Source organism: Blastococcus deserti, from assembly GCF_042682525.1.
Lineage (GTDB): Bacteria > Actinomycetota > Actinomycetes > Mycobacteriales > Geodermatophilaceae > Blastococcus_B > Blastococcus_B deserti.
In genome coordinates, this window is record NZ_JBHUHP010000001.1 from 71,223 (window position 1) to 96,193 (window position 24,971).

The 24,971-nt window shown below is 73.1% G+C and carries 22 protein-coding genes; 9 read left to right on the forward strand and 13 right to left on the reverse strand.

Annotated elements, in window-relative coordinates; translation table 11 throughout:
* Positions 1 to 3: 3 nt before the first annotated feature.
* Positions 4 to 1,188, reverse strand: a complete 1,185-nt coding sequence (locus tag ACFSHS_RS00330; RefSeq protein ID WP_376870361.1) for an acyl-CoA dehydrogenase family protein — start codon at positions 1,186 to 1,188, stop codon at positions 4 to 6.
* A gap of 105 nt (positions 1,189 to 1,293) precedes the next feature.
* Here ACFSHS_RS00330 and ACFSHS_RS00335 point away from each other — a divergent pair, with 105 nt between their 5' ends.
* Positions 1,294 to 2,001, forward strand: coding sequence for a hemerythrin domain-containing protein (locus ACFSHS_RS00335; protein WP_376870364.1), 708 nt, complete (start codon positions 1,294 to 1,296; stop codon positions 1,999 to 2,001).
* Between the two features lie 125 nt (positions 2,002 to 2,126).
* On the opposite strand, the gene ACFSHS_RS00340 is transcribed toward ACFSHS_RS00335, so the two are convergent.
* On the reverse strand, positions 2,127 to 3,167 hold the full coding sequence (locus tag ACFSHS_RS00340; protein WP_376870366.1) for a YihY/virulence factor BrkB family protein: 1,041 nt from the start codon (positions 3,165 to 3,167) through the stop codon (positions 2,127 to 2,129).
* A 114-nt stretch (positions 3,168 to 3,281) separates the two neighbouring features.
* Entirely contained in the window at positions 3,282 to 4,787 is a 1,506-nt protein-coding gene (locus ACFSHS_RS00345; protein WP_376870369.1) for an MFS transporter, read from the reverse strand.
* Between the two features lie 178 nt (positions 4,788 to 4,965).
* Here ACFSHS_RS00345 and ACFSHS_RS00350 point away from each other — a divergent pair, with 178 nt between their 5' ends.
* Positions 4,966 to 5,145 carry a hypothetical protein gene (locus ACFSHS_RS00350; protein WP_376870371.1) on the forward strand — a complete coding sequence of 60 codons (180 nt, stop codon included), beginning with the start codon at positions 4,966 to 4,968 and terminating at the stop codon, positions 5,143 to 5,145.
* A gap of 174 nt (positions 5,146 to 5,319) precedes the next feature.
* Here ACFSHS_RS00350 and ACFSHS_RS00355 read toward each other — a convergent pair whose 3' ends face one another.
* Together ACFSHS_RS00355 and ACFSHS_RS00360 are read right to left on the reverse strand one after the other, a co-directional pair.
* On the reverse strand, positions 5,320 to 7,113 hold the full coding sequence (locus ACFSHS_RS00355) for an acyl-CoA dehydrogenase (protein ID WP_376870374.1): 1,794 nt from the start codon (positions 7,111 to 7,113) through the stop codon (positions 5,320 to 5,322).
* A 20-nt stretch (positions 7,114 to 7,133) separates the two neighbouring features.
* On the reverse strand, positions 7,134 to 8,027 hold the full coding sequence (locus tag ACFSHS_RS00360; RefSeq protein ID WP_376870376.1) for an alpha/beta fold hydrolase: 894 nt from the start codon (positions 8,025 to 8,027) through the stop codon (positions 7,134 to 7,136).
* 346 nt (positions 8,028 to 8,373) lie between these two features.
* Here ACFSHS_RS00360 and ACFSHS_RS00365 point away from each other — a divergent pair, with 346 nt between their 5' ends.
* The gene (locus ACFSHS_RS00365; protein WP_376870378.1) at positions 8,374 to 9,579 is read left to right on the forward strand and encodes an HNH endonuclease; all 1,206 of its coding nucleotides are present in this window, start codon (positions 8,374 to 8,376) and stop codon (positions 9,577 to 9,579) included.
* A gap of 191 nt (positions 9,580 to 9,770) precedes the next feature.
* Here ACFSHS_RS00365 and ACFSHS_RS00370 read toward each other — a convergent pair whose 3' ends face one another.
* On the reverse strand, positions 9,771 to 11,516 hold the full coding sequence (locus ACFSHS_RS00370) for an MDR family MFS transporter (RefSeq protein ID WP_376870381.1): 1,746 nt from the start codon (positions 11,514 to 11,516) through the stop codon (positions 9,771 to 9,773).
* Positions 11,513 to 12,058 carry a MarR family winged helix-turn-helix transcriptional regulator gene (locus ACFSHS_RS00375; protein ID WP_376870384.1) on the reverse strand — a complete coding sequence of 182 codons (546 nt, stop codon included), beginning with the start codon at positions 12,056 to 12,058 and terminating at the stop codon, positions 11,513 to 11,515. Before ACFSHS_RS00375 ends, ACFSHS_RS00370 begins: the two co-directional genes overlap by 4 nt.
* Positions 12,059 to 12,229: 171 nt before the next feature.
* Between ACFSHS_RS00375 and hrpA the strand changes: the two genes are divergently transcribed.
* Together hrpA and ACFSHS_RS00385 are read left to right on the forward strand one after the other, a co-directional pair.
* Positions 12,230 to 16,198 carry an ATP-dependent RNA helicase HrpA gene (gene hrpA / locus ACFSHS_RS00380; protein ID WP_376870387.1) on the forward strand — a complete coding sequence of 1,323 codons (3,969 nt, stop codon included), beginning with the start codon at positions 12,230 to 12,232 and terminating at the stop codon, positions 16,196 to 16,198.
* A gap of 62 nt (positions 16,199 to 16,260) precedes the next feature.
* A complete protein-coding gene (locus tag ACFSHS_RS00385; RefSeq protein ID WP_376870391.1) occupies positions 16,261 to 16,905 on the forward strand; it encodes a hypothetical protein in 645 nt (214 codons plus the stop codon).
* A gap of 11 nt (positions 16,906 to 16,916) precedes the next feature.
* On the opposite strand, the gene ACFSHS_RS00390 is transcribed toward ACFSHS_RS00385, so the two are convergent.
* On the reverse strand, positions 16,917 to 17,306 hold the full coding sequence (locus ACFSHS_RS00390; protein ID WP_376870393.1) for a hypothetical protein: 390 nt from the start codon (positions 17,304 to 17,306) through the stop codon (positions 16,917 to 16,919).
* Positions 17,307 to 17,514: 208 nt separating this feature from the next.
* On the opposite strand from ACFSHS_RS00390, the gene ACFSHS_RS00395 reads away from it, so the two are divergent.
* The 3 genes from ACFSHS_RS00395 (at position 17,515) to ACFSHS_RS00405 (ending at position 19,630) form a co-directional block, all read left to right on the forward strand.
* Positions 17,515 to 17,904 carry an ATP-binding protein gene (locus tag ACFSHS_RS00395; protein WP_376870396.1) on the forward strand — a complete coding sequence of 130 codons (390 nt, stop codon included), beginning with the start codon at positions 17,515 to 17,517 and terminating at the stop codon, positions 17,902 to 17,904.
* A gap of 93 nt (positions 17,905 to 17,997) precedes the next feature.
* Positions 17,998 to 18,168, forward strand: a complete 171-nt coding sequence (locus tag ACFSHS_RS00400; RefSeq protein WP_376870398.1) for a hypothetical protein — start codon at positions 17,998 to 18,000, stop codon at positions 18,166 to 18,168.
* A gap of 115 nt (positions 18,169 to 18,283) precedes the next feature.
* Positions 18,284 to 19,630 (forward strand): cytochrome P450, encoded by a 1,347-nt coding sequence (locus ACFSHS_RS00405; protein WP_376870400.1) that lies wholly within the window; start codon positions 18,284 to 18,286, stop codon positions 19,628 to 19,630.
* Here the strand turns inward: ACFSHS_RS00405 and ACFSHS_RS00410 are convergent.
* The gene (locus ACFSHS_RS00410) at positions 19,557 to 20,741 is read right to left on the reverse strand and encodes an MFS transporter (protein ID WP_376870402.1); all 1,185 of its coding nucleotides are present in this window, start codon (positions 20,739 to 20,741) and stop codon (positions 19,557 to 19,559) included. The two genes, ACFSHS_RS00405 and ACFSHS_RS00410, sit on opposite strands and share 74 nt — an antisense overlap.
* A gap of 118 nt (positions 20,742 to 20,859) precedes the next feature.
* Positions 20,860 to 22,164 carry a sulfate adenylyltransferase subunit 1 gene (locus tag ACFSHS_RS00415; protein WP_376870405.1) on the reverse strand — a complete coding sequence of 435 codons (1,305 nt, stop codon included), beginning with the start codon at positions 22,162 to 22,164 and terminating at the stop codon, positions 20,860 to 20,862.
* A gap of 86 nt (positions 22,165 to 22,250) precedes the next feature.
* Here ACFSHS_RS00415 and ACFSHS_RS00420 point away from each other — a divergent pair, with 86 nt between their 5' ends.
* A complete protein-coding gene (locus ACFSHS_RS00420; RefSeq protein WP_376870408.1) occupies positions 22,251 to 22,484 on the forward strand; it encodes a hypothetical protein in 234 nt (77 codons plus the stop codon).
* Here the strand turns inward: ACFSHS_RS00420 and cysD are convergent.
* The 3 genes from cysD to ACFSHS_RS00435 form a co-directional block, all read right to left on the reverse strand.
* A complete protein-coding gene (cysD, locus tag ACFSHS_RS00425; protein ID WP_458199644.1) occupies positions 22,475 to 23,383 on the reverse strand; it encodes a sulfate adenylyltransferase subunit CysD in 909 nt (302 codons plus the stop codon). The two genes, ACFSHS_RS00420 and cysD, sit on opposite strands and share 10 nt — an antisense overlap.
* Positions 23,384 to 23,487: 104 nt before the next feature.
* Positions 23,488 to 24,228: an inositol monophosphatase family protein gene (locus tag ACFSHS_RS00430; protein ID WP_376870411.1), complete on the reverse strand. Its 741-nt coding sequence runs from the start codon at positions 24,226 to 24,228 to the stop codon at positions 23,488 to 23,490.
* Positions 24,229 to 24,231: 3 nt separating this feature from the next.
* Entirely contained in the window at positions 24,232 to 24,963 is a 732-nt protein-coding gene (locus ACFSHS_RS00435; protein ID WP_376870413.1) for a PaaI family thioesterase, read from the reverse strand.
* Between the last annotated feature and the right edge of the window lie 8 nt (positions 24,964 to 24,971).

A 24,971-nucleotide genomic window follows, 5' to 3' on the forward strand; every position in this document is an offset into this window, starting at 1 on the left:
CCCTCAGACGATGGCGCCGACGCCGGTGACCGCCCGGCCCACGATCAGTGTGTTCACCTCGCGGGTGCCCTCATAGGAGTAGATGGCCTCGGCGTCGGCGACGTACCGGCCCACGTGGTTCTCCAGCAGGATCCCGTTCCCGCCCATGAGCTCCCGGGCCCAGCCGACGGTCTCGCGCATCCGGACGGTGCAGAACGCCTTGGCCATCGAGGCCTGCTCGTCGGTCATGCGGTGCTCGGCCTGCAGCTGGGACAGCCGGGCGCACATGGCAGCGGACGCGGTGATGTTGCCCAGCATCCGCACCAGGAGATCCTGCACGAGCTGGAACCGGACGATCGGCTCACCGAACTGGGTGCGCCCCATGGCGTAGCGCAACGCGTGCTCGTAGGCGCCCCGCGAGCAGCCGACCGCCGACCAGGCGACGCCGGCGCGGGTCATCCGGAGCACGTTCGCCGTCTCCCGGAAGCTGCGCGCCTCCTGCAGCCGGTTCTCCTCCGGCACCCGCACGTCCTCGAGCGTGATCAGCGCGTTCTGCACTGCCCGCAGCGCGATCTTGTCCTCGAGGTCGACCGTGGTGAACCCCGGGGTGTCCTTCTCGACGACGAAACCGAGGACCCGGTCGGTCTCCTCGTCGCGGGCCCAGATGATGACCAGGTCGGCGAAGCTGGCGTTCCCGATCCACTTCTTCTGCCCGTTGAGCAGCCACCCGTCGCCGTCGCGGCGGGCCGTCGTCTGGATGCCGCGGGCCACGTCGGAGCCGTGGTCGGGCTCGGTCAGCCCGAAGGCCCCGATCATCTCCAGGCGGGCCATCGGCGGCAGCCAGCGCTCCTTCTGCTCCTCGGAGCCGCACAGGTAGAGCGTGCCCATGGCCAGCCCGCCGTGGACGCCCATGAACGTGGCCATCGACGGATCGCCCCGGGAGAGCTCCATGGCGACCATGCCGTCGATGAGGGGTGACCGGCCCGGACAGCCGTAGCCGGTGTACTGGAGGCCGGCGATGCCCAGTTTCGCGAGGCCGGGGACCAGTTCCATCGGGAACCTGCCCCGGGTCCAGTAGTCGTTGATGACGGGCTGGACCTGCTCGTCCATGAACGCACGGACCCGGAGCAGCAGCGCCCGGTCCTCCTCGTCGAGGAGCGCCTCGAGGTCGTAGAAGTCCGATGTGACGATCTTCGCTTCGGCGGTCACGCGCCCCATCTACCCCCGGCTGCCCGGCCGCCAACCCGAGGCATGCAGGTGGCGCCTGGCGGGCACTGGACGGGCTCACCCGAGCCCACCCCGGAGGTCCGCGCCGTGCCCCGTTCCATCGCCCACCAGACCGTCGACGAGCTGGGCGGGCCGGGCAGCGTCCTGGCGCGCCAGCGGGCCGACCACATCGAGCTCGACCGGCTCCTGCACGAGCTCGACGGCACCACCGGCACGGCGCAGGAGGCTGTGCTCTCGCGCGTCGACCGGCTGGTGTTCAGCCACGCGTTCGCCGAGGAGACGGTGCTGTGGCCGGTCGTGCGCCGTGTGCTCCCCGACGGGGACGCCCTCACGCTGCGGATCGAGAAGGAGCACCAGGAGGTCAACGAGCTGGTCAGCGCCCTGGAGGCCGACGGGCCCGATGATCCCCGCCGGCCCGGCCGGCTGGCCCGCCTGGTGGAGGTCCTGCGCGAGGACGTCCGTGACGAGGAGGACGAGTTGTTCCCGCGGCTGCAGGCGGCGGTCGGTGTCGAGGAGCTGCGGCGGCTGGGCCGGCGCTGGGAGCTGATGCGGCGGCTCTCGCCGACCCGCCCGCACCCCACCGTGTCCCGCCGGCCCCTGGGCAACGCCCTCTCCGGTCTGCCGTTGTCGCTCCTGGACCGGACCCGCGACCTGGTCGACGCCGGGGTGCGCCGCGCACCGGAGCAGCTGGTGCCGGTCGGGAAGGCGGTCAGCACGGGCCTGGCCGGCCTGGCGGGCCTGGTGGAGCGCGCGCCGCTGTCCCGCAGGGGGGACCGGCCTCCGACGAGCCGCTGAGGCCGCGAACCGGACCGCTTCCTGCACCGAAGGCCCCAGCTCTCGGTACGGGAAGCCGCACACGCAACGGTGGCCCTCTCCCGGAGCGGGAGAGGGCCACCGCGTGGTGTCGTGCAGGCCGGGTGTTACGTCGTCTGCTTGTCCTTCGGGTTCTCGCGGGCGTCGAGCTGGATCTCCTTATCCGCCCGGGGCACGCCCTCCTTGAGCTCCTTGGTGCGTTCCATCTCGGCGTCCATCTCGATGCCGAACAGCAGCGCCAGGTTGATCAGCCAGAACCAGATCAGGAAGATCACGACGCCGGCGAGCGCGCCGTAGGTCTTGTTGTAGCTGCCGAAGTTCGCGACGTAGAACGCGAACGCGGCCGAGGCGACCACGGCCACCAGGATCGCGACGCCCGCACCCGGGCTCACCCACTTGAAGCCGCGCAGCTTCACGTTGGGCGTCGAGTAGTAGAGGACGGCGATCATCAGGGCCAGGAGGACGACCATGACCGGCCACTTGACGACGTTCCAGATCGTCATGGCGGTCTCGCCCAGCCCGATCGCCCGGCCGATGGCGCCGACGACCGGCCCGCTCAGCACCAGCATCGAGACGATCACGGCGGCGAAGAGGATGCCGATGAGCGTGACGAGCAGCTGCAGCGGCTTGAGCTTCCAGATCTTGCGGCCTTCGGGCGTCTCGTAGACCACGTTGGCGGCGCGGGTGAACGCGCCGACGTAGCCCGACGCCGACCAGACGGCGCCCGCGAGACCGAGGACGAGGCCGAAGCCCACGGGTGCGGTGTTGCCGGCGAGCTGCTCGATGACCGGGTTGAGCGTGTTGGCGGCGCTCTCGGGCACGACCGCGGTGAGCGCGTCGGTGAGCGTCCGAGGATCGGTCAGCAGGCCGATGATCGACAGCAGCGCGATCAGCGCGGGGAAGAGCGCCAGGACGCCGTAGTAGGTGAGCGCCGCGGCCCAGTCGGTGAGGCCGTCCTCGCTGAACTCCTTGAGCGTCCGCTTGATCGTGCCGCCGGTCGTGGGGCTCGGGTCGGCACCCTTCGGCGCGAAGTCGGCGCGGGTGCCGCTGATCTCGTCGGTCTCGGGCGCCGGGTCGCCCGCCTTGGCGGTGTTGCCGTGGAACTGGGTCTCCGCGGTGCGGCTGTGCGAGCCGGGGGCTCGGGCCATGTGGTCCTCCAATGGCGGGTGGCGGGCGGAGATGGATACCGCCGACGGGAAGTCGGCTCTCCGATTCCCCGAACGGACCGGTTCCATGCCGCGCCACCTGATCGGGCGTGTCGCTCAGCGGATGCCCGACACCGGCGACCACTCCCCGGCCCGCGCCGTCGCCTCTTCCATGGCGGCCAGCGGATCGGGGCGGCGGCCGGTGCCCCAGCGCCGGTCGGCGACCAGCCCGACGGCGGCCGCGACCACCACCGCCAGCGTGGCGAGGGCACCGATCAGGGCCACCCCGGTGAAGGCCATCGCCCGGGGGAACCCGGTGGCCGGGTCCAGCGTGGCCGCGATCAGGGTCACCGCCACCGTGCTGCCGAGAGCCTGCCCGACCGACCGCGCGATGGAATTCACGGCGTTGGCCACACCGGTCTCGTCCTCGCGCACCGCCTGGACGACGAGCGCCGGGAGGGCGGCGTAGGCCACCGTCACCGACAGCTGGGTCAGCACCCCGGCGGCGACGACCAGCCAGGGCTCGCCGCGGAGGAAGGCCAGCAGCAGGAACCCGGCGACGCCGGAGCCGGCACCGGCCAGCAGCGTCGGCAGCGCGCCCAGGCGGGTCACCACCCGCCCGGCGAGCGGGGCCAGCACGATGCCGACGACACCCCCGGGCAGCAGGTACACCACCGACGCCTCCAGCACCGAGGCGCCGAAGCCGTACCCGGCGACCTCCGGCGGCGCCTGCACGTACTGCAGGACGGCGAGGAACGAGGCGAACAGCGCGATCCCGGTCATGAGCCCCGCGACGTTGGGCACGATCGTGCGCCGGTCGGCCAGCATCGCCGGCCGCACGAGCGGGTGCGCCGTCCGCCGCTGGAGGAGCACCCAGCCGGCGAGCACGACCGCCGAGCCGGCCAGGCAGCCCAGCACCCCTGGTGACCCCCAACCCCAGGCGTTGCCCTGCGAGACCGGCAGCAGGAGGAGGACCAGGCCCGCGCCCAGGACGGCGGCTCCCCACCAGTCGACGCGGCCGGAGCCGGAGGACGCCCGGCGCGGGAGCAGTCGCCAGGCCAGCAGCAGCGACGCCAGCGTGACCCCGAGCCCGATCCAGAACGGCGGTCGGTAGTCCCCGCCGTCGCCGATCAGCAGGCCGGTCGCGACGAGGCCGACCACTCCGCCGACGGCGAGGGTGCTGCTCACCACCGACATGGCGACGCCGAGCCTCGCCTCGGGCAGCTCACGGCGGAGCACGCTGATCGACAGGGGGAAGAGCCCGTACGACGCGCCCTGCAGGATCCGCCCGAGCAGCAGCAGCGGCAGGGACTCGGTGACGATGGCGAGCAGGGTGCCGAGGGCGACGACGGCCAGGATCCCGAGGATGACCGGTCGCTCGCCGCGCAGGTCGCCCAGGCGGCCGAGGACCGGGGTGAGCACGGCGGCGGCGAGCAGGTTGGCCGTCAGCACCCAGCCGGCGGCGCCGGGGGAGACGCCGAGCTGGTCCTCGATGGTCCCGAGGACAGGCACGACGAGACTCTGCAGCAGCGACAGCGTGGTGACCCCGAGCGCCAGCGCCAGGACCAGCAGCCCGGGGCGGACGGCGACGTCCTCGGCTGCTGCATCGGGACGCGGGGGCACGCCGTCGATCAGACCACGGCGCCGGAGAACTCAAGTGGGTGCGGTCACCAGCCGATATGGGTGAAGCCGGTCACACTCCGTCAGGTGAAGTACCCAACTCGACGATTGAGACCTCGACGTGCGGGGGACACAGTTCCCACGACGTGTTCCGCGCTGTCCCGGCGGTGCACACGACAGCATGGGGGAGAACAAGATGATGGTGTGGCCGACCGTGACCCTGCTCGGGTTCCTGGTCCTGACGGCCCTGGTCATCGCGATGGGCACCCGGTCCACCGCTCGCTACGAAGCCGAGCGCGCCGAGCTGGCCTCCGGTTCCCGGCCGGCCACCGCCGAGCCCGTGGGTGCCGCAACCGCCTGACCGACCGTCGACGCACGACAGCGCGCCCCGCGCCCTCCTCCCGAGGGCCGGGGCGCTGTCATGTCCAGCGGCCCCGTTCCATGTCCCGCCCTGACATCGTGAAGGCCTGAGGTCCCGTCCAGAGGCTCACCGCGAGCGGGCGAGCGGTGGGGCAACGGGGTTCAGGCATCCTCTTCAGAGCCATCGTTCGGGCGTGTCGAGCACCGTGCGGTCCAGCGACTCCAGCAGGTCGAGGCGCCGGTGCACCCGCGGCAGCTCCCACCGCCAGAAGAACCGGGCCGCCTGCCGCTTGCCCTGGTGGAAGTCCGAGTCGGCGGTCCCGGTGGCGAGCGCCTGCTCCAGCCACAGCCAGGCGACGACGAGGTGCCCGGCCGCCTCCAGGTACACGTGCGAGTTGGCCAAGGTGACCTCGGGGTCGCCGGCCCCCCACAGCGTCGCGGTCACCGAGCGCAGCCGGGCGACCGCGTCGTCGAGGTCGGCGGCGAAGCCCGCCCACTCCGTGCCGGCGGCCCGGGCCGTGGTGGCGGTGATCGTCTCCCCGAGCAGCGTCAGCCCCGCACCCCCCTGCATCACCACCTTGCGGCCCAGCAGGTCCAGCGACTGGATGCCCTGGGTCCCCTCGTGGATCGGGTTGAGCCGGTTGTCCCGGTAGAACTGCTCGACGGGGTAGTCGCGGGTGTAGCCGTACCCGCCGTGCACCTGGATGGCGAGGTCGTCGGCGACCGGGCCCCACTGCGAGGGCCACGCCTTCGCGATCGGGGTCAGCACGTCGAGGAGGAGATGGGCGCGCGCCCGCTCCTCCGCGGAATCGGCGGTCTGCTCCTCGTCCACCAGGCGGGCGCAGTACAGGCCGAGCGCCAGCCCGCCTTCCACGTAGGCCTTGGCGGTGAGCAGCATCCGGCGGACGTCGGCGTGCTCGACGATCGGCACCGGCGGCGACGACGGGTCCTTGGCACCCGGCGGCCGGCCCTGTGTGCGCGTGCGGGCGTACTCGAGGGCGTGCAGGTACCCGGTGTAGCCGAGCACGGTCGCGCCCATGCCGACGCCGATCCGCGCCTCGTTCATCATGTGGAACATGTAGGACAGGCCGCGGTGCTGCTCACCGACGAGGTAGCCGACGGCACCGGCCCGCCCACCGGGGGTGTGCACGCCCTCGCCGAAGTTCAGCAGCGTGTTCGTCGTCCCCCGGTAGCCCATCTTGTGGTTCAGGCCCGCGAGGACGACGTCGTTGCGCTCGCCCAGCGAGCCGTCGGCGTTCACCAGGAACTTCGGGACGATGAACAGCGAGATGCCCTTCACCCCGGGCGGTCCCCCGGGGATCTTGGCCAGGACCAGGTGGACGATGTTCTCGGTGAGCTCGTGGTCGCCGCCCGAGATCCACATCTTGTTGCCGGTGAGCCGGTAGGTGCCGTCGTCCTGCGGAACGGCCTTGGTGGTGATGTCGGCGAGCGAGGAGCCGGCCTGCGGCTCGGACAGGGCCATCGTGCCGAACCAGCGGCCCTCCAGCTCCGGCCGCACGTAGGTGTCGATCTGCTCCCGGCTGCCGTGGGCGAGCAGCAGCCTGGCGTTGCCCATGGTCAGGAACGGATAGGCCGAGGTGCCGACGTTGGCCGCCTTGAACCAGGCGAACACCGCCTGGCCGACGGTGTGCGGCAGCTGGAGGCCGCCGAACTCCTCGTCGAAGCTGCCGGCCATGAGCCCGGCGTCGGTGAACACCTTCAGCGCCCGGCCCACCTCCGGGATCATCTCGACCCTGCCGTCGACCATCCGCGGCTCGTTCTCGTCGGCCTTCCGGTTGTGCGGCGCGAAGTGCTCGGTGGCGATCTGCTCGGCGAGGTCGAGCACGGCGTCGAACGTCTCGCGGGAGTGCTCGGTGAACCGCGGCCGCTTGGTCAGCGACTCCACGTCCAGCCACTCGTGGAGCAGGAAGTCGAGATCGCGGCGGGACAGGATCAGCGAGGAGGCCACGCGCGTCAGGGTAGGCCCCGCTACGGACGGAGGAACTGCTGCAGCGCGGCGAGGGTCTCGGCGGGCCGCTCCTCGGCCAGGAAGTGGCCCGCGGCGACGGGAGATCCGGAGACCTCCCGGCCCCGCGACCGCCACACCGCCAGCGGGTCGTCCGGGCCTCTCCCGACGACGCTGCGGCTGCCCCACAGCACGAGCAGCGGCGCCTCGACCCGGCGTGCGGCCGCGGCGTCGGCGCGGTCGAGGTCGTAGTCGACCGAGGCGCCGGCCCGGTAGTCCTCGAGCATGGCGTGGCGGGCGTCGGGGTCGGCGAAGCAACGTTCGTACTCGGCGAGGGCAGCCGGGTCGTACATGTCCAGGGCGCTGCCCCAGCCGGCGAGCAGGCTGTGCAGGTAACCGATGGGATCGCCGGCGATCAGTCGCTCGGGCACCGGAGCCGGCTGGATGAAGAAGAACCAGTGGTAGTACGCGGTGGCGAGCCGGCGGTCCACGGAGTCGTAGACGTGCGCGGTCGGCAGGATGTCGAGCAGCACGGCATGGGTGACGGCGTCCCGCGCGTCGAGGGCGAGGCGGTGGGCGACCCGGGCACCCCGGTCGTGCCCGACCACGGCGTAGCGCTCGTGGCCGAGCTCGGTCATGAGGGCGTGCTGGTCCGCCGCCATCGCGCGGAACGAGTAGCCCGCGTGGTCGTCGCCGGCCGGCGGCCTCGAGGAGTCGCCGTAGCCCCGCAGGTCCGCGGCGACCACGGTGTGGGACCGGGCCAGGTCGGGCGCGACGCGGTGCCACATCACGTGCGTCTGCGGAAAGCCGTGCAGCAGGAGGACCGGCGGCCCGTCGCCCCCGACCGCGGCGTGCACCGTCACCTCGCCGGCGTCGCTGCTGACCGGGACGTCCACGGTGCGGAAGCCGTCGAGCACTCGACGACCGTGGCAGCGTCGGGCTCCTCGCGCCACCCCGTGCCCCGTCCTTCGCGGGGGGACGTGTCGCTGGCTTTGCCGAGGAGGTGGTGGCCACCGTCCTGGAGGTGTTCTGGAGGTGTTCGGCCATGGGCCCGCAAGGCGGCCGCGGCGTCTCCACCGCTACCAGCATCTTCTCCGCAGTGCCCGCGAGGCAGCGAGGTCAAGGCCCCATCGAGCTCACCGACTGCGTCCCGTCCAGAAAGTGCAAGATCTGTGGACCCGGCTCTGAGCTGGGGAAACGGTGCTGTTCGTGTCGCACGTCGCCTCTATTCTTCGATCACTCGTTCGATTGATCGGAGGCGTGATGAGCGAGCTGCGGTCGGCGCTGGACGCGCTCGCGATGACCGATCTCGAAGGGCTGTCCGACGGCGAGCTGCTCGCTCATGTCGGCGACCTCCTCGTCGCGAGCAACCGCATCAGCGCCCAGCTGACCCGGGCGGTGCGGCGGGCTGATGCGCGCGCCTCCGCCGAGCACGACGGGGCCAAGACGATGAGTTCGTGGCTGCGGGGGCATGGCCGGGTCTCCGGCGCCCTGGCCGGGCGCCTGGTCACCCAGGGTCGGCGCCTGGAACAGCTCCCCGCCACCGAGCGCGCCTTCGCCGAAGGGCTGATCGGCGCCGACCAGGTCGAGGTGATCGCCGAGATCGCCAAGCCCGAGAACCTCGACCGTGCCGCCACCCAAGGCATCGACATCGGCGACATCGAAGTCGTGCTGGTGCAGCTGGCCACTATCGGCACCCACCGGGATCTGCAGATCGGAGTGGGTGACTACCTGGACAAGCTGGACCCCGACGGGCCGGAACCCGATCCGACCCAGGAGCGGGCCGTGACGTTGGTCCAGCATCCCGATGGGTCCTGGACCATCGGAGGCACCCTCGACGCCGTCGGCGGGGAGAAGGTCGCCACGGCGCTGGAGTCCATCGCTGCCGCCGGTCGTTGCGCCGGCGACACCCGCACGCGCGCCCAGCGCGCCGGAGATGCCCTCGTGCAGCTCTGCGATCTGGGGCTGGCCTCGGGGCAACTCCCGGTGCTGCGGACGGTCAAGCCGCACGTCATCGTCACCGTCGGGCTCGACGACCTCGCCGATCCCACGACCGGGCACGGCGCCGCCACCACCGGGCTGGGCGCAACGCTGTCCGCAGCCCGCGCGGGATGGGTCGCCTGCGACGCCGCCATCACCCGCATCGTCCTGGATGCCGACGGGTTACCGCTGGACGTCGGCCGCGAGGAGCGGATCTTCCCGCCGCACATCCGCAAGGCGGTCGAGCACCGCGACCGGCACTGCATCTTCACCGGCTGGGAGGCGCCGCGGTGGTTCTGCGACGTCCACCACCTCGTCGAGTGGATCAACGGTGGCGAGACCACGCTCGACAACGCGGCGTTGTTGTGCGAGCGGCACCACACGAAGGTTCACCACGGTTTCCGGGTCGAGCGACAACCGGACGGCCGATGGCGCACCTACCGGCCCGACGGCACGGAGATCGTCCTCCACCCACCGCTCCTGACCTGAGTACCTGACGCCTGGGGAATCGGACGCGCCGGACTGGGGCGGATCCCGCCGACCTGCCGGCGCCGGGAGTCACCCCGAGATCGTCGAGGACCTCACCGCTGCCCTGGCTGAGTGCGAGGCCGTCGCCGCGGCGCCGGAGGCCGGCGGCGCGGGCGGTGACGTCGACCCGGCGTCGCCCGTCGGCGAGCAGCTCAGCTGGGCGCGTCCCCGGGGCGACCGGCCGGGGGCGGGACCGACGTCGGCGCCGCTGTTCCCGCCGCGTGCACGGCCTGGCCGGCGGCGTCGTCCTCGGCCGGGGTCCCGGCCTCCTGCCGCGCCTGGATGCCCGACTTGGTGCTCAGCGCGAGCTGGGGCAGGAACAGGAACACGAAGAAGCCGACGGCGACCACGCAGGCGGCGATGAGGAACACCGCGTCCATCGAGTCGGAGAACCCGGCCTTGAACGGCTGCGCCACTGCGGCGGGGAGCTCCTGGATGAAGGAGGTGTCCGACAGGTCGGGGGAGCCGCCGCCCAGCTGCTGGAACTGCGGCGCCAGGTCGGGGTTCGTCCGGACCGTGCTCTCGATCTCGGCACCGATGTCCTGCGGCAGGCGGGTGAACAGGATGGACAGGAACGCCGCCGTCCCGATCGTGCCGCCCATCTGCCGGAAGAAGGTGACCGACGAGGTGGCCACCCCCATCTCCCTCGGGGAGACGGCGTTCTGGACGGCGAGGATGACCGGCTGGAAGTTGAAGCCCAGGCCCAGGCCCAGCAGCACCATGAACGGCACGAGCGTCCACACTGACGTGTCGGCCTCGACGACCACCGACATCGACAGCAGCGCGATGACCATCAGTGCGATCCCGATGAGCGGGAACACCTTGTACCTGCCGGTCCGGGAGATGGCGATGCCCGAGCTCATCGCGCCGGTCATGATACCGGCGACCAGCGGGATCATCTGGAGCCCGGCGACGGTCGCGCTCGAGCCCTTCACGATCTGCAGGTACTGGGGGAGCAGCAGGAGACCGCCGAACATGCCGGCGCCCATCACGACGCTGCCGATACCGCTGACGGCGAAGCTGCGGTTGCGGAACAGGCGCAGGGGCAGCAGCGCCTCGTCGCCGTAGGCCCGCTCGGCCAGGACGAACAGCGCGAACCCCACGGCGCCGACGGCGTAGCAGGTGAGCGCCCGGCCCGACGTCCAGCCCCAGGTGCGGCCCTGCTCGGCGATGATCAGCAGCGGGACCAGGAAGGTGATCAGCGCCAGGGCGCCCGGCCAGTCGATGCGGTGGTCGCGGCGTTCGTGGGGCAGGTGCAGCACCCGCCAGACGGCGACGAACGCCAGCGCACCGAGGGGCACGTTGATCCAGAAGATCCAGCGCCAGCCGTCGAGGCCGAGCAGCGAGCCCTGCCCCGCGAAGAACCCGCCGATGACCGGCCCGAGCACGCTGGAGGTGCCGAACACCGCCATGAAGTAGCCCTGGTACCGCGAGCGCTCCCGCGGCGGCACGATGTCGCCGATGATCGCCAGGGCCAGCGACATCAGGCCGCCGGCGCCGATGCCCTGGACCGCCCGGAACGCGGCCAGCTGGTACATGGTGTCGGCGATCCCGCAGAGGACTGAGCCGATCACGAAGACGCCGATCGCGAACAGGTAGAAGGGCCGGCGCCCGTAGATGTCGGAGAGCTTGCCGTAGAGCGGGGTGGCGATCGTCGAGGTGATGAGGAACGCCGTCGTCGCCCAGGCCTGGAGGTCGTAGCCCCGGAGGTCGTCGGCGATCGTGCGGATCGCCGTCGAGACGACGGTCTGGTCCAGCGCCGCCAGGAACATCGCGACCATGAGCCCGACGAGGATCGTGACGATCTGTCGGTGGGTGAAACCACCGCTGGCGTCGGGTGCGGCCGCGGCCGCGCGGGCGCCGCTCCGGCCGGCAGCGGTACGGGTGGACGGGCTCATCGAATCTCTCTCGTGGCGTCGGGGCCGGCGGAGCCGGGCTGGGGGAGACCGGAGTCGGGAGTTCCCGGCAGGGTGGTGGCGATGTCGTCGAGCAGGCGGCCCAGGAGGCGGGTGAGGGTGGCCAGGTCGGCCCGGTCCCAGTCGGCGGTGACCCGCTCCAGCTGGGCTTCCCGCTCGCGGCGCAGGGTCTCCAGGGCGGCGTGGCCGGCGTCGGTGACAACCAGCCGGCTCGCCCGGCCGTCGGACTCGTCGGCGACCCGGCGGACCAGGCCCTGCTCCACCAGTGCCGCCACGTGCCGGCTGACGGTCGAGGGATCGGCGTGCAGGAGCTCGGCGAGCGCGACCTGGCGCAAGGGCCCCAGCCGGGCGAGCGGATGGAGCAGGACGAGGGCGGCCCGGTCGCGGGCGTCGGCCCGGATCAACTGGGTCTTCGCCGCCTGAACCAGGCGCAGGAAGCGGGGGAGCTGCTCCGACAGGGCGCGCAGCTGCGCCGGCCGGTCGAGGGGGTCGACCGGGCCGGGGGCGACGTGGGTGGTGGACATACGACTCCGGGGGTGCGGGAACAGGTGCACGCTACAACCGGTTGTACGGCACAAGCAATCCGTTGCACGGTGCACCGGATGTGATCCGCCCTACGTGCGCCGCACTGCGCGGTGGGATCCTGGATCCGCCCGTCCGGTACCCCGCCCTCCGAGAGGAACACGAGCCCCACCGTGAGCGCCCCTCCCCTGCCTCCCGAGGAGCGCGCCCTCCGGGACCGGCTGCCGGCGCTCACGCTCCTCGACGAGCACCGGCTCCGCCGGCGGATCGACGGTCTGCGGAAGACCCGGGACGCCCAGGCCCGGGCGCGCCAGCGGGAGCGGATCGCCGCCGACGTCGCCGCCGCCGAGGAACGCATCGCCCGTCGCCGGGCCGCTGTCCCCGTCGTCACCTACCCCGACGAGCTCCCGGTCAGCGCCCGCCGCGACGACATCGCCGCCGCCCTGCGGGACGCCCAGGTCGTGATCGTGGCGGGTGAGACGGGTTCGGGGAAGACCACCCAGCTGCCCAAGATCGCCCTGGAGCTCGGCCGCGGCGTCCGAGGCCGGATCGGCCACACCCAGCCGCGACGGATTGCCGCCCGCAGTGTCGCCGAGCGGATCGCCGAGGAGCTGGACACCCCGCTGGGCGAGGTCGTCGGCTTCAAGATGCGCTTCACCGACCAGGTGGGCGACTCGACGCTGGTCAAGCTCATGACCGACGGCGTCCTGCTCGCCGAGATCGCGCACGACCGGCTGCTGCGGCAGTACGACACGATCATCCTCGACGAGGCGCACGAGCGGAGCCTCAACATCGACTTCCTGCTGGGCTACCTCGCCCAGCTGCTGCCCCGACGCCCTGACCTGAAGCTGGTCATCACCTCGGCAACCATCGACGTCGAGCGGGTGGCCGGCCACTTCAGCGGCGCGCCCGTCGTCGAGGTCAGCGGCCGCACCTACCCGGTGGAGGTGCGCTACCGCCCCGTCGTCGACCCGGACGACCCGGAGGCCGACCCGGATCGCGACCAGGTCACCGCGATCGTCGATGCCGTCGACGAGCTGGTCGCCGAGGGCCCGGGCGACATCCTGGTGTTCCTCGCCGGCGAGCGCGAGATCCGCGACACCCAGGACGCGCTGGAGGAGCGCGGCCAGGGCGACCGCCCTTCCGATGCCGTGGAGATCGTGCCGCTCTACTCGCGTCTCTCGGCCGCCGAGCAGCACCGCGTCTTCGCGCCGCACACCGGCCGGCGCATCGTGCTGGCCACGAACGTCGCCGAGACGTCGCTGACCGTCCCGGGCATCCGTTACGTCGTCGACCCCGGCACGGCGCGGATCTCCCGGTACAGCCATCGGACCAAGGTGCAGCGGCTGCCGATCGAGCCGGTCAGCCAGGCGTCGGCGCGCCAGCGGTCCGGACGCTGCGGCCGCCTGGGTCCGGGCATCGCCATCCGCCTCTACACGGAGGAGGACTTCGGGTCGCGACCCGAGTTCACCGACCCGGAGATCCTGCGCACCAATCTCGCGTCGGTGCTGCTGCAGATGGCGGCCCTCGACCTGGGGGACGTCGCCGACTTCCCGTTCGTGGACCCGCCGGACCGCCGGGCGATCGCCGACGGCCTCGCCCTGCTCGAGGAGCTGCACGCCCTCGACCAGCACGGGAAGCTGACCTCGACCGGTCGGGCGCTGGCCGCGCTACCGCTGGACCCCCGCATGGCGCGGATGGTCGTGGAGGCCGACCGGCGGGGTGTGCTGGAGGAGGTGCTGGTCATCGCGGCCGGCCTCACCATCCAGGACCCCCGCGAGCGGCCGAGCGAGCACCAGCAGGCCGCCGATCAGATGCACGCCCGGTTCGCCGACGAGAACTCCGACTTCCTCGCGCTGCTCAACCTCTGGCGCTACCTCACCGAGCAGCAGGAGGCCCTGTCGGGCAACCAGTTCCGCCGGACCGTGAAGCGGGAGTTCCTGCACTACCTGCGCATCCGCGAGTGGCAGGACCTGCACGGCCAGCTGCGGGGCACCGCACGGCGCCTCGGGATGACGGTGGGGGAGCCCGCCGCCGAGCCCGACGAGAAGGGCATCCATGCCGCGCTCCTCGCGGGCCTGCTCTCGCACGTCGGCCTCCAGCTGGAGCCGCAGAAGGGCAGGGACGGCAAGCCAGGCCGCTCGGGTCGCGAGTACCTCGGCACGCGCAACACCCGGTTCGTGATCGCACCCGGCACGCCGCTGGCGAAGAAGCCGCCGCGTTGGGTGGTGGCTGCGGAGCTCGTCGAGACCAGCCGGTTGTTCGCCCGCACCGTGGCGCGCATCGACCCGGAGACGGTGGAGAGGCTGGCCGGGCACCTGGTGAAGCGGCAGTACTCGGAGCCGCGCTGGGACGCCAAGCGGGGATCCGTGGTCGCCACCGAGCGGGTCACGCTCTACGGGCTGCCGCTGGTCGTGGGACGGCGGGTGCAGTACGGCTCGATCGACCCGGTGGTCTCCCGCGAGCTGTTCATCCGGCACGCGCTGGTCCAGGGCGAGTGGACGACGCACCACCGGTTCTGGACCGACAACCAGCGGGCGATCGAGCAGGTGGCGGCCCTGGAGGAACGCGCCCGCCGCCGCGACATCAGGGTGGACGAGGAGACGCTGTTCGAGCTCTACGACGCCCGCGTCCCCGCCGACGTCGTCTCGACCCGGCACTTCGACCGCTGGTGGAAGTCCGCCCGCCGCGACCGGCCGGACCTGCTCACCTTCACGCCCGAGATGCTCACCAACGCCGTGGCCGCCGGGCAGGTGCGCGCCGAGGACTACCCCGACGAGGTGCGGCTCTCGCAGGGGCTGACCCTGCCGCTGTCGTACGCCTTCGCGCCCGGGGCGGCCGAGGACGGCGTCACCGTCGACGTCCCCCTCGCCGTCCTGGACGGGGTGGCGCAGCAGACCTCCGGGGAGTCCCTGGCCTTCACCGTGCCCGGGCTGCGCGAGGAGCTGGTGACGGCGCTGCTGCGCACGCTGCCCAAGCAGCTGCGGCGCGGCCTGGTGCCGATCCCCGACCGGGTCCGCGAGGTCCTACCGCACATCGATCCGGGCGAGCCCCTGCTGCCGGCGCTGGAGCGCGAGCTGCGCCGCGCCACCGCGGTGACCATCCCGCCGGACGCCTGGGCGCCCGACCAGGTCCCCGACCACCTCCGGGCCACCTTCCGCGTGCTCGACGACCAGCACCGCCCCCTCGCCACCGGCAAGGACCTCGCCGCCCTGAGGACGCAGGTGGCGCCGAAGGCGCGGGCCAGCCTGGCCCGGGCCGCCTCCGACCTCGAACGGACCGGCCTGACCGCGTGGGAGTTCGGGACCCTGCCGCGCACCGTGGACGTGCAGCGCGGCGCGCACGTGGTCACCGCCTACCCGGCGCTGGTCGACGAGGGCGAGACCGTCGGCGTCCGGGTCGTACCCACGGAGGCGGAGGCCGAGCGCCTCACCCGGCGTGGCGCACGGCGGCTGCTGATCCTGGTGGCCGGCTCGCCGGTCCGGCAGGTCGTGCGGGCGCTCTCCCCGCGGTCCCGCCTGGCGCTGCAGTTCAATCCCGACGGCGAGATCCCCGACCTCGTCGCCGACTGCGTCGACGCCGCCGCCGACGAGCTCCTCGCCGCCGCGGGCGGTCCGCCGCGCGACGAGGCGGCGTTCACCGCCCTCGTCGGGACCGCGAAGGCGGAGCTGCACCGGCTGACCGTCGACGCGGTGCAGAAGGTCGAGGAGGTACTGACCCAGGCCCGTGAGGTCGCCGTCGCGATCGGCGCGGCGCCCGGCCGTCGGGTCCCGGATGCCGCGGTGGCCGACCTCCGCCGTCAGATGACCGGGCTGCTGCACCGCGGGTTCGTGGCGGCGGCCGGACGCCGTCGGCTGCCCGACCTCGTCCGCTACCTGCGCGCGATGGCCTACCGGCTGGAGAAGCTGCCGGCCAACGCGGTCCGGGACGAGCTGTGGATGCGGCAGGTGGAGGCCGTCACCGCCGAGTACGAGCAGCTGCGGGCGCGGATCCCGGGGACGGGTGCGCCCGACGATCCCGTGGCCCGCGTCCGCTGGATGATCGAGGAACTGCGCGTGGGGCTCTTCGCCCAGGGCGTCGGCACTCCCCGTCCGGTGTCGGAGCAGCGGGTCTACAAGGCGATCGATGCGCTGACCGCCTGAGGCCTGGTGCCTCGGGTATCCGCCCGCGAGGATGGGGTCTCTCCCGGCCGAGGGGAGGAGCCGTGGACACCTTCATCCGCTGGTCCGGGCGCGGCCTGGTGATGGCGGGCGTGCTGACCCTGTCGGTCCTGTGGCACCCCGACATCTTCGAGACCGGGTTCGCGGCGGCCTCCAGAGAGCCGCTCTGGGGCCCCGGGCACGCGGCCGGCCTCCTGGTCGTGGTGCTCACCCTGCTGGGGCTGGCCGGCTGGGCTGCGCGGCTCGGGCGCCGGATGGGCCGGCTGGGCGCGGTCGGGGTGGTGCTCGCGGTAGTGGGCCTGGTGCTCACCGCCGGCCTGGCCGCCCTCGAGGCGTTCGCCTTCCCGGTTCTCGCGCGCGAGGCTCCGGAACTGCTGGAGCTGGACGGCCCCCTGCTCGGGTCGGCGACCATCCGCGTGCTCGGCGGGCTCGCGCTGCTCTGGTTGATCGGACTCGCCTGCGTCGGTCTCGCGACCGAGCGGTCGGGGGCATTGCCGCGCGGGGCCGGATGGCTGCTCGCCCTGGGCGCGGTCTCCTTCGCCGCCTTCGAGGGGCCCTTCGTGCCCGTCCTCGGCCCGCTGTCGGTGGTCGTCTTCGCGGCCGGGCAGGCCTGGTTCGGCCTCGCGCTCTCGTTCGCGCTCCCGTCCGAGCACCCGACTGCCGGGGCGCCGCAGCACCAGCCGGCGTGAGCCCGGAAGCGTCAGCCGCCGGCGACGGGTGGGCGGTCGCCGGCAGCCGGCTCCTTGAGCAGCGCGGAGATCCGCTGGCGGGTGACGCCGAACAGCGCCGCGATCCGGTTGATGCTCACCTGCTCGCCCTGCAGTGCCGCTGCCTGTTCCCGGCGCCAGTCGTGCCCCGCCGCGGAGAGGGAGGCCAGAACCGTGGAGATCCGCTCCACGATCAACGGGCGGGCCTCGCCGGTGACGATGTCGAGCCAGGCCCGGCCGGAGCGGCGTTGCAGCAGCAGCCTCTCGGCCCGTGCCCGGGCCTGCACGAGCTCGTCCACGCACCTGTCGAGCTCGGTGACCAGGTTTTCGAGCGCCCGCTCGGCAGCCTCGTCGGACGGGGCCCTGGGCGCGTCCGTGGCCATGTCGTCTCCTTCGCGCCGTGAACCGGTTGCACCCTACCAACTGAACGGTTGTTGCATGCAATAGGGGTGACACGCAATGACCGTGACACGCAATGAGTGTGACATGCAATGGCGGTTGCACTCCGGAAGGAGTCAGGGTTTAGTTGGGCGCAACGGAGTTGCACTCCATGGAGTGCGGCCCTCTTCCCACGGCAGAAACGGAACCGCCATGTCCAGCCGCAACGCGAGCATCGACCTGCCGCCGATCCCGCCCAGCGTCACCGTCTCCCGTCACCTGGTGCTGGAGCTGCTGCGCGCCTGGGACGCACCGCACGACCGCGAGGACGCGGCGCTGCTGGTGACCGAGCTCGTCGCCAACGTCGTCGACCACGTGCAGGGCGAGGGGGTCCTCACGTTGGAACTGGCCCTCTCCGACGACTGGCTGCGCATCGCGGTGGTCGACGGCTCCTCCGTGCGCCCGGTCGTCCACGAGCTGGCGCTGGACCGGCCGCGGGGCCGCGGGATGCGGATGGTGCAGGCCATCGCCGACCGCTGGGGTGCAGAGGACCACGGGGGCGGCAAGCGGGTGTGGTTCGAGCTGCGGCCGCCGGGCCGGTGAGCCGCCGCATGTGAGGTGCCCGCTGGTTTGGCGCCGTCGGTGACCGGGGACGGGCCAGCGGACGACACGTTCGCGAGAGAGAGGAACCGCGTGATGAGCCAGCCCACCGGAGACGTCCACGCAGCTGGGGAAGGTCTCTCCGACCAGGAGATGGTCGAGGCCGTCGCGGGTCAGACCGACAGCGCCTCGGAGAACGCCGACGAGGCGGGCAAGGACTGGAACGGCGACCCCGGCAACGCCCCCGCTCCCACCGACGAGGCCTGACCGGCACGATGCCGTCCCGACGGCCCCCGCGCGGCCGGGACGGCGTCGGCAGGTGGGGGCCCGCCACTGCCACGCTGCTCCACCACCGCACGGCCGCCACTGCCACACTGCGCCGGTGGACACGCGAACCGCCGGCACCGCCAGGCCCGCCCGGCGCACGGTCCGCCCGTCGCGCCCCGCGCGGACCGTCGTCCGCTGGGCTGTGCGTCACGGGATCCCCGCGGTGCTGCTGGAACGCGGCGCGCGCAGCGGCGACCTCGTCGGGCGCCTGCTCCGCGACCGGTCGGTGCGGGACGAGCCCTTCGCGCTGTACGAGCAGCTCCGGGCGCGGGGCCCGGTGTCGCCAGGGAGCATCGGCCTGGTCACGCCGTCGCACCGGATCGCCTCGGAGGTCCTGCGCTCGGACCGTTTCGGCGTCGGCTGGGACCCGTCGTCGGCGCCGCGGCTGATCCGCTGGGCGCTGGCATTCGGCGACGACCCGGACGTCAGTGGCGTGGCCGAGCCGCCGTCCATGCTCGTCGTCGACCCGCCGGACCACACCCGTTTCCGCCGGCTGGTGAGCCGCGCGTTCACCCCGCGGGCCACCGCCGGCTTCGAGCCGGTCGTCCAGCGCACCGCCGACGCCCTGCTCGACGCGCTCGAGCTCCGCAGCGGCCCGGTCGACCTCGTCGACACCTTCGCCGCGCAGCTGCCGGTGCTCGTCATCGCCGACCTCCTGGGTGTGCCGACCGACCGGCGCGAGGACTTCCTCCGCTGGGGCGCCGCGGCGGCCGCCACCCTCGACCCCGGGCTGCCCTTCCGGCGCTACCTCGCCGCCGAGCGGGCGCTGCGCGCGATGAACGCCTTCCTGCGGGAACACTTCGCCCGTCTGCGGAGGGAACCGGGCGACGACCTCGTCAGCCGGCTCGTCGGCCTGCCGGAGGAGGAGGCGCTCACCGAGCGGGAGCTGCACGCCACCGTGATGCTGCTGCTGGGTGCCGGGTTCGAGACCACCGTGAACCTCCTCGGCAACGGCGTCGTGCTGCTCGACGCCCATCCGGAGCAGTGGGACGTCCTGCGCGCCAACCCCTCGGGCTGGGACGGCGCCGTCGAGGAGATCCTGCGCCACGACAGCCCGGTCCAGATCACCGGCCGGACGGCGACGGCGCAGGGAACCCTGGCCGGCCGCCCGGTGCGTCCGGGCACCCGGGTGACGGTTCTGCTGGGGGCCGCCAACCGCGATCCCGAGGTGTTCGACGACCCCGCCCGCTTCGACGTCCGCCGCCCCAACGCCCGCGAGCACCTGGCCTTCTCGGCCGGCATCCACTACTGCCTGGGGGCGGGACTGGCCCGCCTGGAGGGCATCGTGGGCCTGCGGAGCCTGAGCGAGCGGTTCCCGGGCCTGCGGGTCAGCGGCCCGCCGGTCCGGCGGGACCTGCAGACCCTGCGGGGCTTCGAGCGCCTGCCGGTGACGCTCCGCTGACCGACCCGCTGCGGAGCACGGCGCGCCGGCCCGCGCCCCACCCGGCCGCCGTCATGGGCACGAGAGCGCCCAGGAGCAGGGCCAGTGGCCAGGTCCAGCCGCCGGTCGCGTCGTACAGCGCGCCCAGGACCAGCGGTCCGAACGCCGCCAGCAGGTAGCCCACGCACTGTGCGACACCGCCGAGCCGGGCGGCCACCAGTGGCGTGGGGCTGCGGAGGACGACCAGCGTGAGCGCGAGGGCGAACCCGCCGCCCTGGGCCAGCCCGAAGGCGACGACCCACACGAGGGTGCCGTCGGCCGGCGCGACGAGGAGGCCGCCGAGACCCACCAGATAGGCGACGCCGACGGCGAGGACCAGCGGCCGTTGCGTGATCATCCGCCCCGCCTGCGCCGGTGCCAGCAGCGCAGCGGCGGCGCCGACCACGTTGCACAGGCCGAGGAGCAGACCGCCCTCCCGGACGGGCACCCCGGCATCGGCGAGCAGCGTGGGCAGCCAGGCCCCCAGCGAGTAGAACTGCACGCTCTGCAACCCGAGGTAGGCCGTCACCCACCGGGCGAGGGGCTGGCGGAGCAGCGACCAGGACCCCTGACCGGCCGGCATGGGCTCGCTCGTCCGGGAGGCCCGGCCGGTGCCCGCGACCGGCAGCCAGAGGGCGAGCGCCGCGAGCGCGAGGACGAGCCACAGGCCGAGCGCGGTCCGCCAGTCCACCCCCAGCGCCGCGGCCAGGGGCACCGTCGCCGCCGCCCCCGCGGCGGCGCCGACGTTGAGCGAGGCCGAGTAGAGGCCCATGACCGGTCCCGGGCGGCGGAACTCCCGCTTCACGTAGGCCGGCAGCAGCACGTTCGCCAGGGCGATGGCCGCCCCCGCGATCAGGCTCCCGGCGAAGAGCAGGGCGACGGGCGACAGGATCCGCAGGCCGATACCGGCGGCGAGCAGCACCAGTGACAGCGCGACGGCCGTCTCGAGGCCGATCCGCCGCGCGAGCCGCGGCGCGAACGGCGCGAAGGCCCCGAAGCTGAGGACCGGGAGGGTTGTCAGCAGTCCCGCGAGCGCCGACGAGAGGCCGGTGTCCGCGCGCAGCTCGCCGACCACCGGGGCGACGGCGACCACCGCGGGTCGCTGGTTCAGCGCGACGGCGACGATCGCCGCGCCGAGCAGGACGCCAGCGGCCCCCCTGCAGGGACCCGTCGCGAGTCTGCGAGTGGTGGGGGGCAGGGGGTCCTCTTTCTCAGCCGGCGGGGGTGAGCATCCCGGCGCCGACGGTGGCGTTGGTGGCCTCGTCGATCAGGATGAAGCGGCCGGTCGCCCGGTTGCGCGTGTAGTCGTCGACGAACAGCGGCTGGGTGGCACGCAGCCGGACCCGTCCGATGTCGTTGAGCCCGAGCTGGCCGGCCTCGGGGTCGCGGTGCAGCGTGTTGACGTCGAGCCGGTAGGCCAGTTCCTTGACCATCCCGCGCACCGTGCGGGTGGTGTGCTTGATCGCCAGCCGCTGCCGGGGCCGCAGCGGCTCCTCGGCCATCCAGCAGACCAGCGCGTCGATGTCCTGGGTGGGGACCGGGGCGTTGGCCGGGCGGCAGATCATGTCGCCGCGCGAGACGTCGACGTCGTCCTCCAGCCGGATGGTGACCGCCATGGGCGCGAACGCCTCCTCCACCGGACCCCGGGGACCGTCGATGGCGGCGATCCTCGTGGTCAGGCCGCTGGGGAGCACCTGGACCTCGTCGCCGGGCCGGAGGACGCCGCTGGCCATCGTCCCCGCGTACCCGCGGTAGTCGTGGAAGGCGTCGGACTGCGGCCGGATCACGTACTGCACCGGGAAGCGCGGGTCGACCAGGTTGCGGTCGCTGGCGACGTGCACGTGCTCGAGGTGGTGCAGCAGCGTCGTGCCCTCGTACCAGGGCGTGTTCGGTGAGTGGGTGACGACGTTGTCACCGTGCAGCGCGGAGATCGGGACGACGGTCAGGTCGGGCACGTTGAGCTTCGTGGCGAACGCGCTGAACTCGTCGCGGATGGCCTCGAAGGTGTCCTCCGACCAGTCGACGAGGTCCATCTTGTTGACCGCGACCACCACGTGCGGCACGCGCAGCAGCGAGGCCAGGAAGGCGTGCCGACGGCTCTGCTCGAGCATCCCCCTGCGGGCGTCGACGAGCACGATGGCCAGGTCGGCGGTCGAGGCACCGGTGACCATGTTGCGCGTGTACTGCACGTGGCCGGGGGTGTCGGCGAGGATGAACGTGCGCCGCGGGGTGCTGAAGTACCGGTAGGCGACGTCGATGGTGATGCCCTGCTCGCGCTCGGCCCGCAGGCCGTCGGTCAGCAGTGCCAGGTCGACGTAGTCGCCCTTGCTGGCCCGCTCGACGGCCTCGTACTGGTCCTCGAAGACCGCCTTGCTGTCGTAGAGCAGCCGGCCGATCAGCGTGCTCTTGCCGTCGTCGACCGAGCCGGCTGTGGCGATCCGCAGGATGTCCCTGCGTGCCGTCGCGATCTCGGCCGCCTGGTCGGCGACGGGGGAGTGGACGTCGACGGGGGTCATCGTGTTCCTCTGTGGGATCGGTGGGCTCGATGGCGGAGGGCGGCGCCCGGGCGGACGCTGGAGCGGCTCCGGAGAGGAAGGGCCGCATGTTCCTGCTGGTCTTCGCCGTGCCTGCGCTGCTGGTCGTGGTCGTGGGCTACGTGGCCGGTTACGCCGTGGCGGAGTGGTTCTGCGCCCTGATCGGCGCCGACCCGGCGCGGACGCCGGAGGTGGCGGGCTGGACGACGGGGCTGGTGCTGCTCGCCGTCCTCCTGTGGCTGGCGGCCGGTCGGTGGCGACGCCGTGGGGCGGTCCGCCGGGGCCGGGGCCATCAGAAGTAGCCCTCCTTCTTCCGGTCCTCCATGGCGGCGTCGCTGACCTTGTCGTCGCCGCGGGTGGCGCCGCGCTCGGTCATCCGGGTCACCGCGATCTCGGCGATGACGTCCTCCACGGTGGTGGCCGTGGACCGCACGGCCGCGGTGAGATTGGCGTCACCCACCGTGCGGTAGCGCACCGTCTCGCGGCGCACCTGCTCGCCGTCGCGCGGCCGGATGAACTCGTTGACCGCGTAGAGCATGCCCTGGCGCTCGACGACGTCCCGCTCCTGCGCGAGGTACAGCGGCGGGATCGCGATCTCCTCGCGGGAGATGTACTGCCAGATGTCGAGCTCGGTCCAGTTCGACAGCGGGAACACCCGGATCGACTCGCCGAGGTGGATCCGGCCGTTGTACAGGTCCCAGAGCTCGGGCCGCTGGTTCTTCGGGTCCCACTGGCCGAACTCGTCGCGGAAGGAGAACACCCGCTCCTTCGCCCGGGCCTTGTCCTCGTCCCGCCGGGCGCCGCCGAACAGCGCGGTGAAGCCGTGCTCCTCCACGGCGTCGAGCAGGACCGGGGTCTGGATCCGGTTGCGGGAGCCGTTGGGCTCCTCCTTGACCGTGCCGGCGGCGATCGCGTCGGGGACCGAGGCGACGATCAGCTGCACGCCGAGCTCCGCGACCCGCTTGTCGCGGAACTCGAGCACCTCGGGGAAGTTGAGCCCGGTGTCGACGTGCATCACGGGAAAGGGGATGCGGGCCGGCGCGAACGCCTTGCGGGCCAGCTCCAGCATCACGATCGAGTCCTTGCCGCCGGAGAAGAGCAGCACCGGGCGCTCGAGCTCCGCGACGACCTCGCGCATCACGTGGATGGACTCGGCCTCCAGCGTCTCCAGCTGGCTGAGCCGGTAGTCGGGCGTGATCACAGGCAAGCGCTCCGCGGGTCGACGTCAGGACGTTCTCCGCTGCGCAACCCGATCGGGCCGGTGCGGATTCCGCTCCAGTGTCCGCTATTCCGCCGGGCGCCCCGCTATGACCTCTCCCGCACTGCCGCCAGGACCCGGTCGGCCAGCTCCGGGCGGCAGACGACGAGGTCCGGCAGCCAGGGGTCCGGCGCGTTGTAGACCAGCGGCGATCCGTCCAGGCGACAGGCGGTCAGCCCGGCCGCGCGGGCGACGGCCACCGGGGCCGCGGAGTCCCACTGGTACATCCCGCCGGCGTGCACGTAGGCGTCGGCCTCGCCGCGGGCGACCGCGACGGTCTTGTACCCGGCCGAGCCCAGCGGCAGCAGCTCGCCGTCCAGGGCGGCGGCGACCGCGTCCGCCTCGACCGGCGGCCGGGTCCGGCTGACCGCGATGCGCACCGGGCCGTCGCCCGGAGCGGGGAGGGCCGGGGCGGGATCGGTCAGCAGCACCTCGCCGAGGGCGGGCAGCGCGACGGCCGCCGCCGCCAGGGCACCGTCGGCCCACAGCGCGACGTGCACCGCCCAGTCGTGCCGCCCGGGCTCCCCGTACTCCCGCGTGCCGTCGAGGGGGTCGACGATCCACACCCGGTCGGCGCTCAGGCGGTGCCGGTCGTCGACGGCCTCCTCGCTGAACACCACGTCGCCGGGTCGCTCGTCCCGCAGGACGCCGAGGATCGCCTCCTGGGCCGCCGCGTCCCCCGCGTCGCCCAGCGGACGCCCGAGCAGGCCGCCGGTCCGCAGGCCGACGAGGACGGCCGCGGCGGCGCGGGCAGCCGTGGCGGCAACGCCGACGTCGTCCAGGGGCACCCCTCAGTCCCGCTCGTCGACCGAGGTGGCGTCGCCCGGCCGCCGCGGCGGGGTGTGCCGGCCCGACGCGTCGGTGATCGCGCCGAAGTACGCCTGCACCTTCTCCGGCCGCGGCATGACGAAGATCCCGCGCGCCTCGACGAGGACGCGACCCGGGTCGTCGGCCAGGGCGATCGTACCGGTGATCACGGACTTGCGGCCCTCGTTCTCGGCGACCCGGGCGCGCAGGAGCAGCTTCGTCTCCAGCGGCAGCGGTCCGCGGTAGTCCAGCTCCAGGTGCGCGGTCATGCCCCACAGCCCGGCTGCACCCGCCGCGGACCCCAGCATCTGGTCCATGAACAGCGCGCTCATCCCGCCGTGCACGTAGCTGGGCGGGCCCTCGTACGCCACGCCGAGGGTCACCTCGGCGACGACGCCGCCGTCCTCGCGACGGATGAGCAGCGGCGGGGCGAGGGCGCTGGCGACGCCGCTGACCGGGTTGAAGACGCGGCGGCCGCGGGCGGGGTCGTCGAGAGCGGGGAGCTGGGACGTCGGCCGGCGGGCGACCGCGAGCCGCTCGGTGGCCTGGCGGACCAGCTCCGCGGCGGCCCGCACCTCGGCGGCGGCCACGGTGGTGGTCACCGACGACTCGATCAGCTCGCGCAGCGCCGCCGCCAGGTCGGTCGCGGCCGCCAGCGGCTCGGCGTCCGGGATGGTTCCGCTGCCGGTCCGCGGCCCGCTGGAGTTCTCGGTCACCTCGGGAT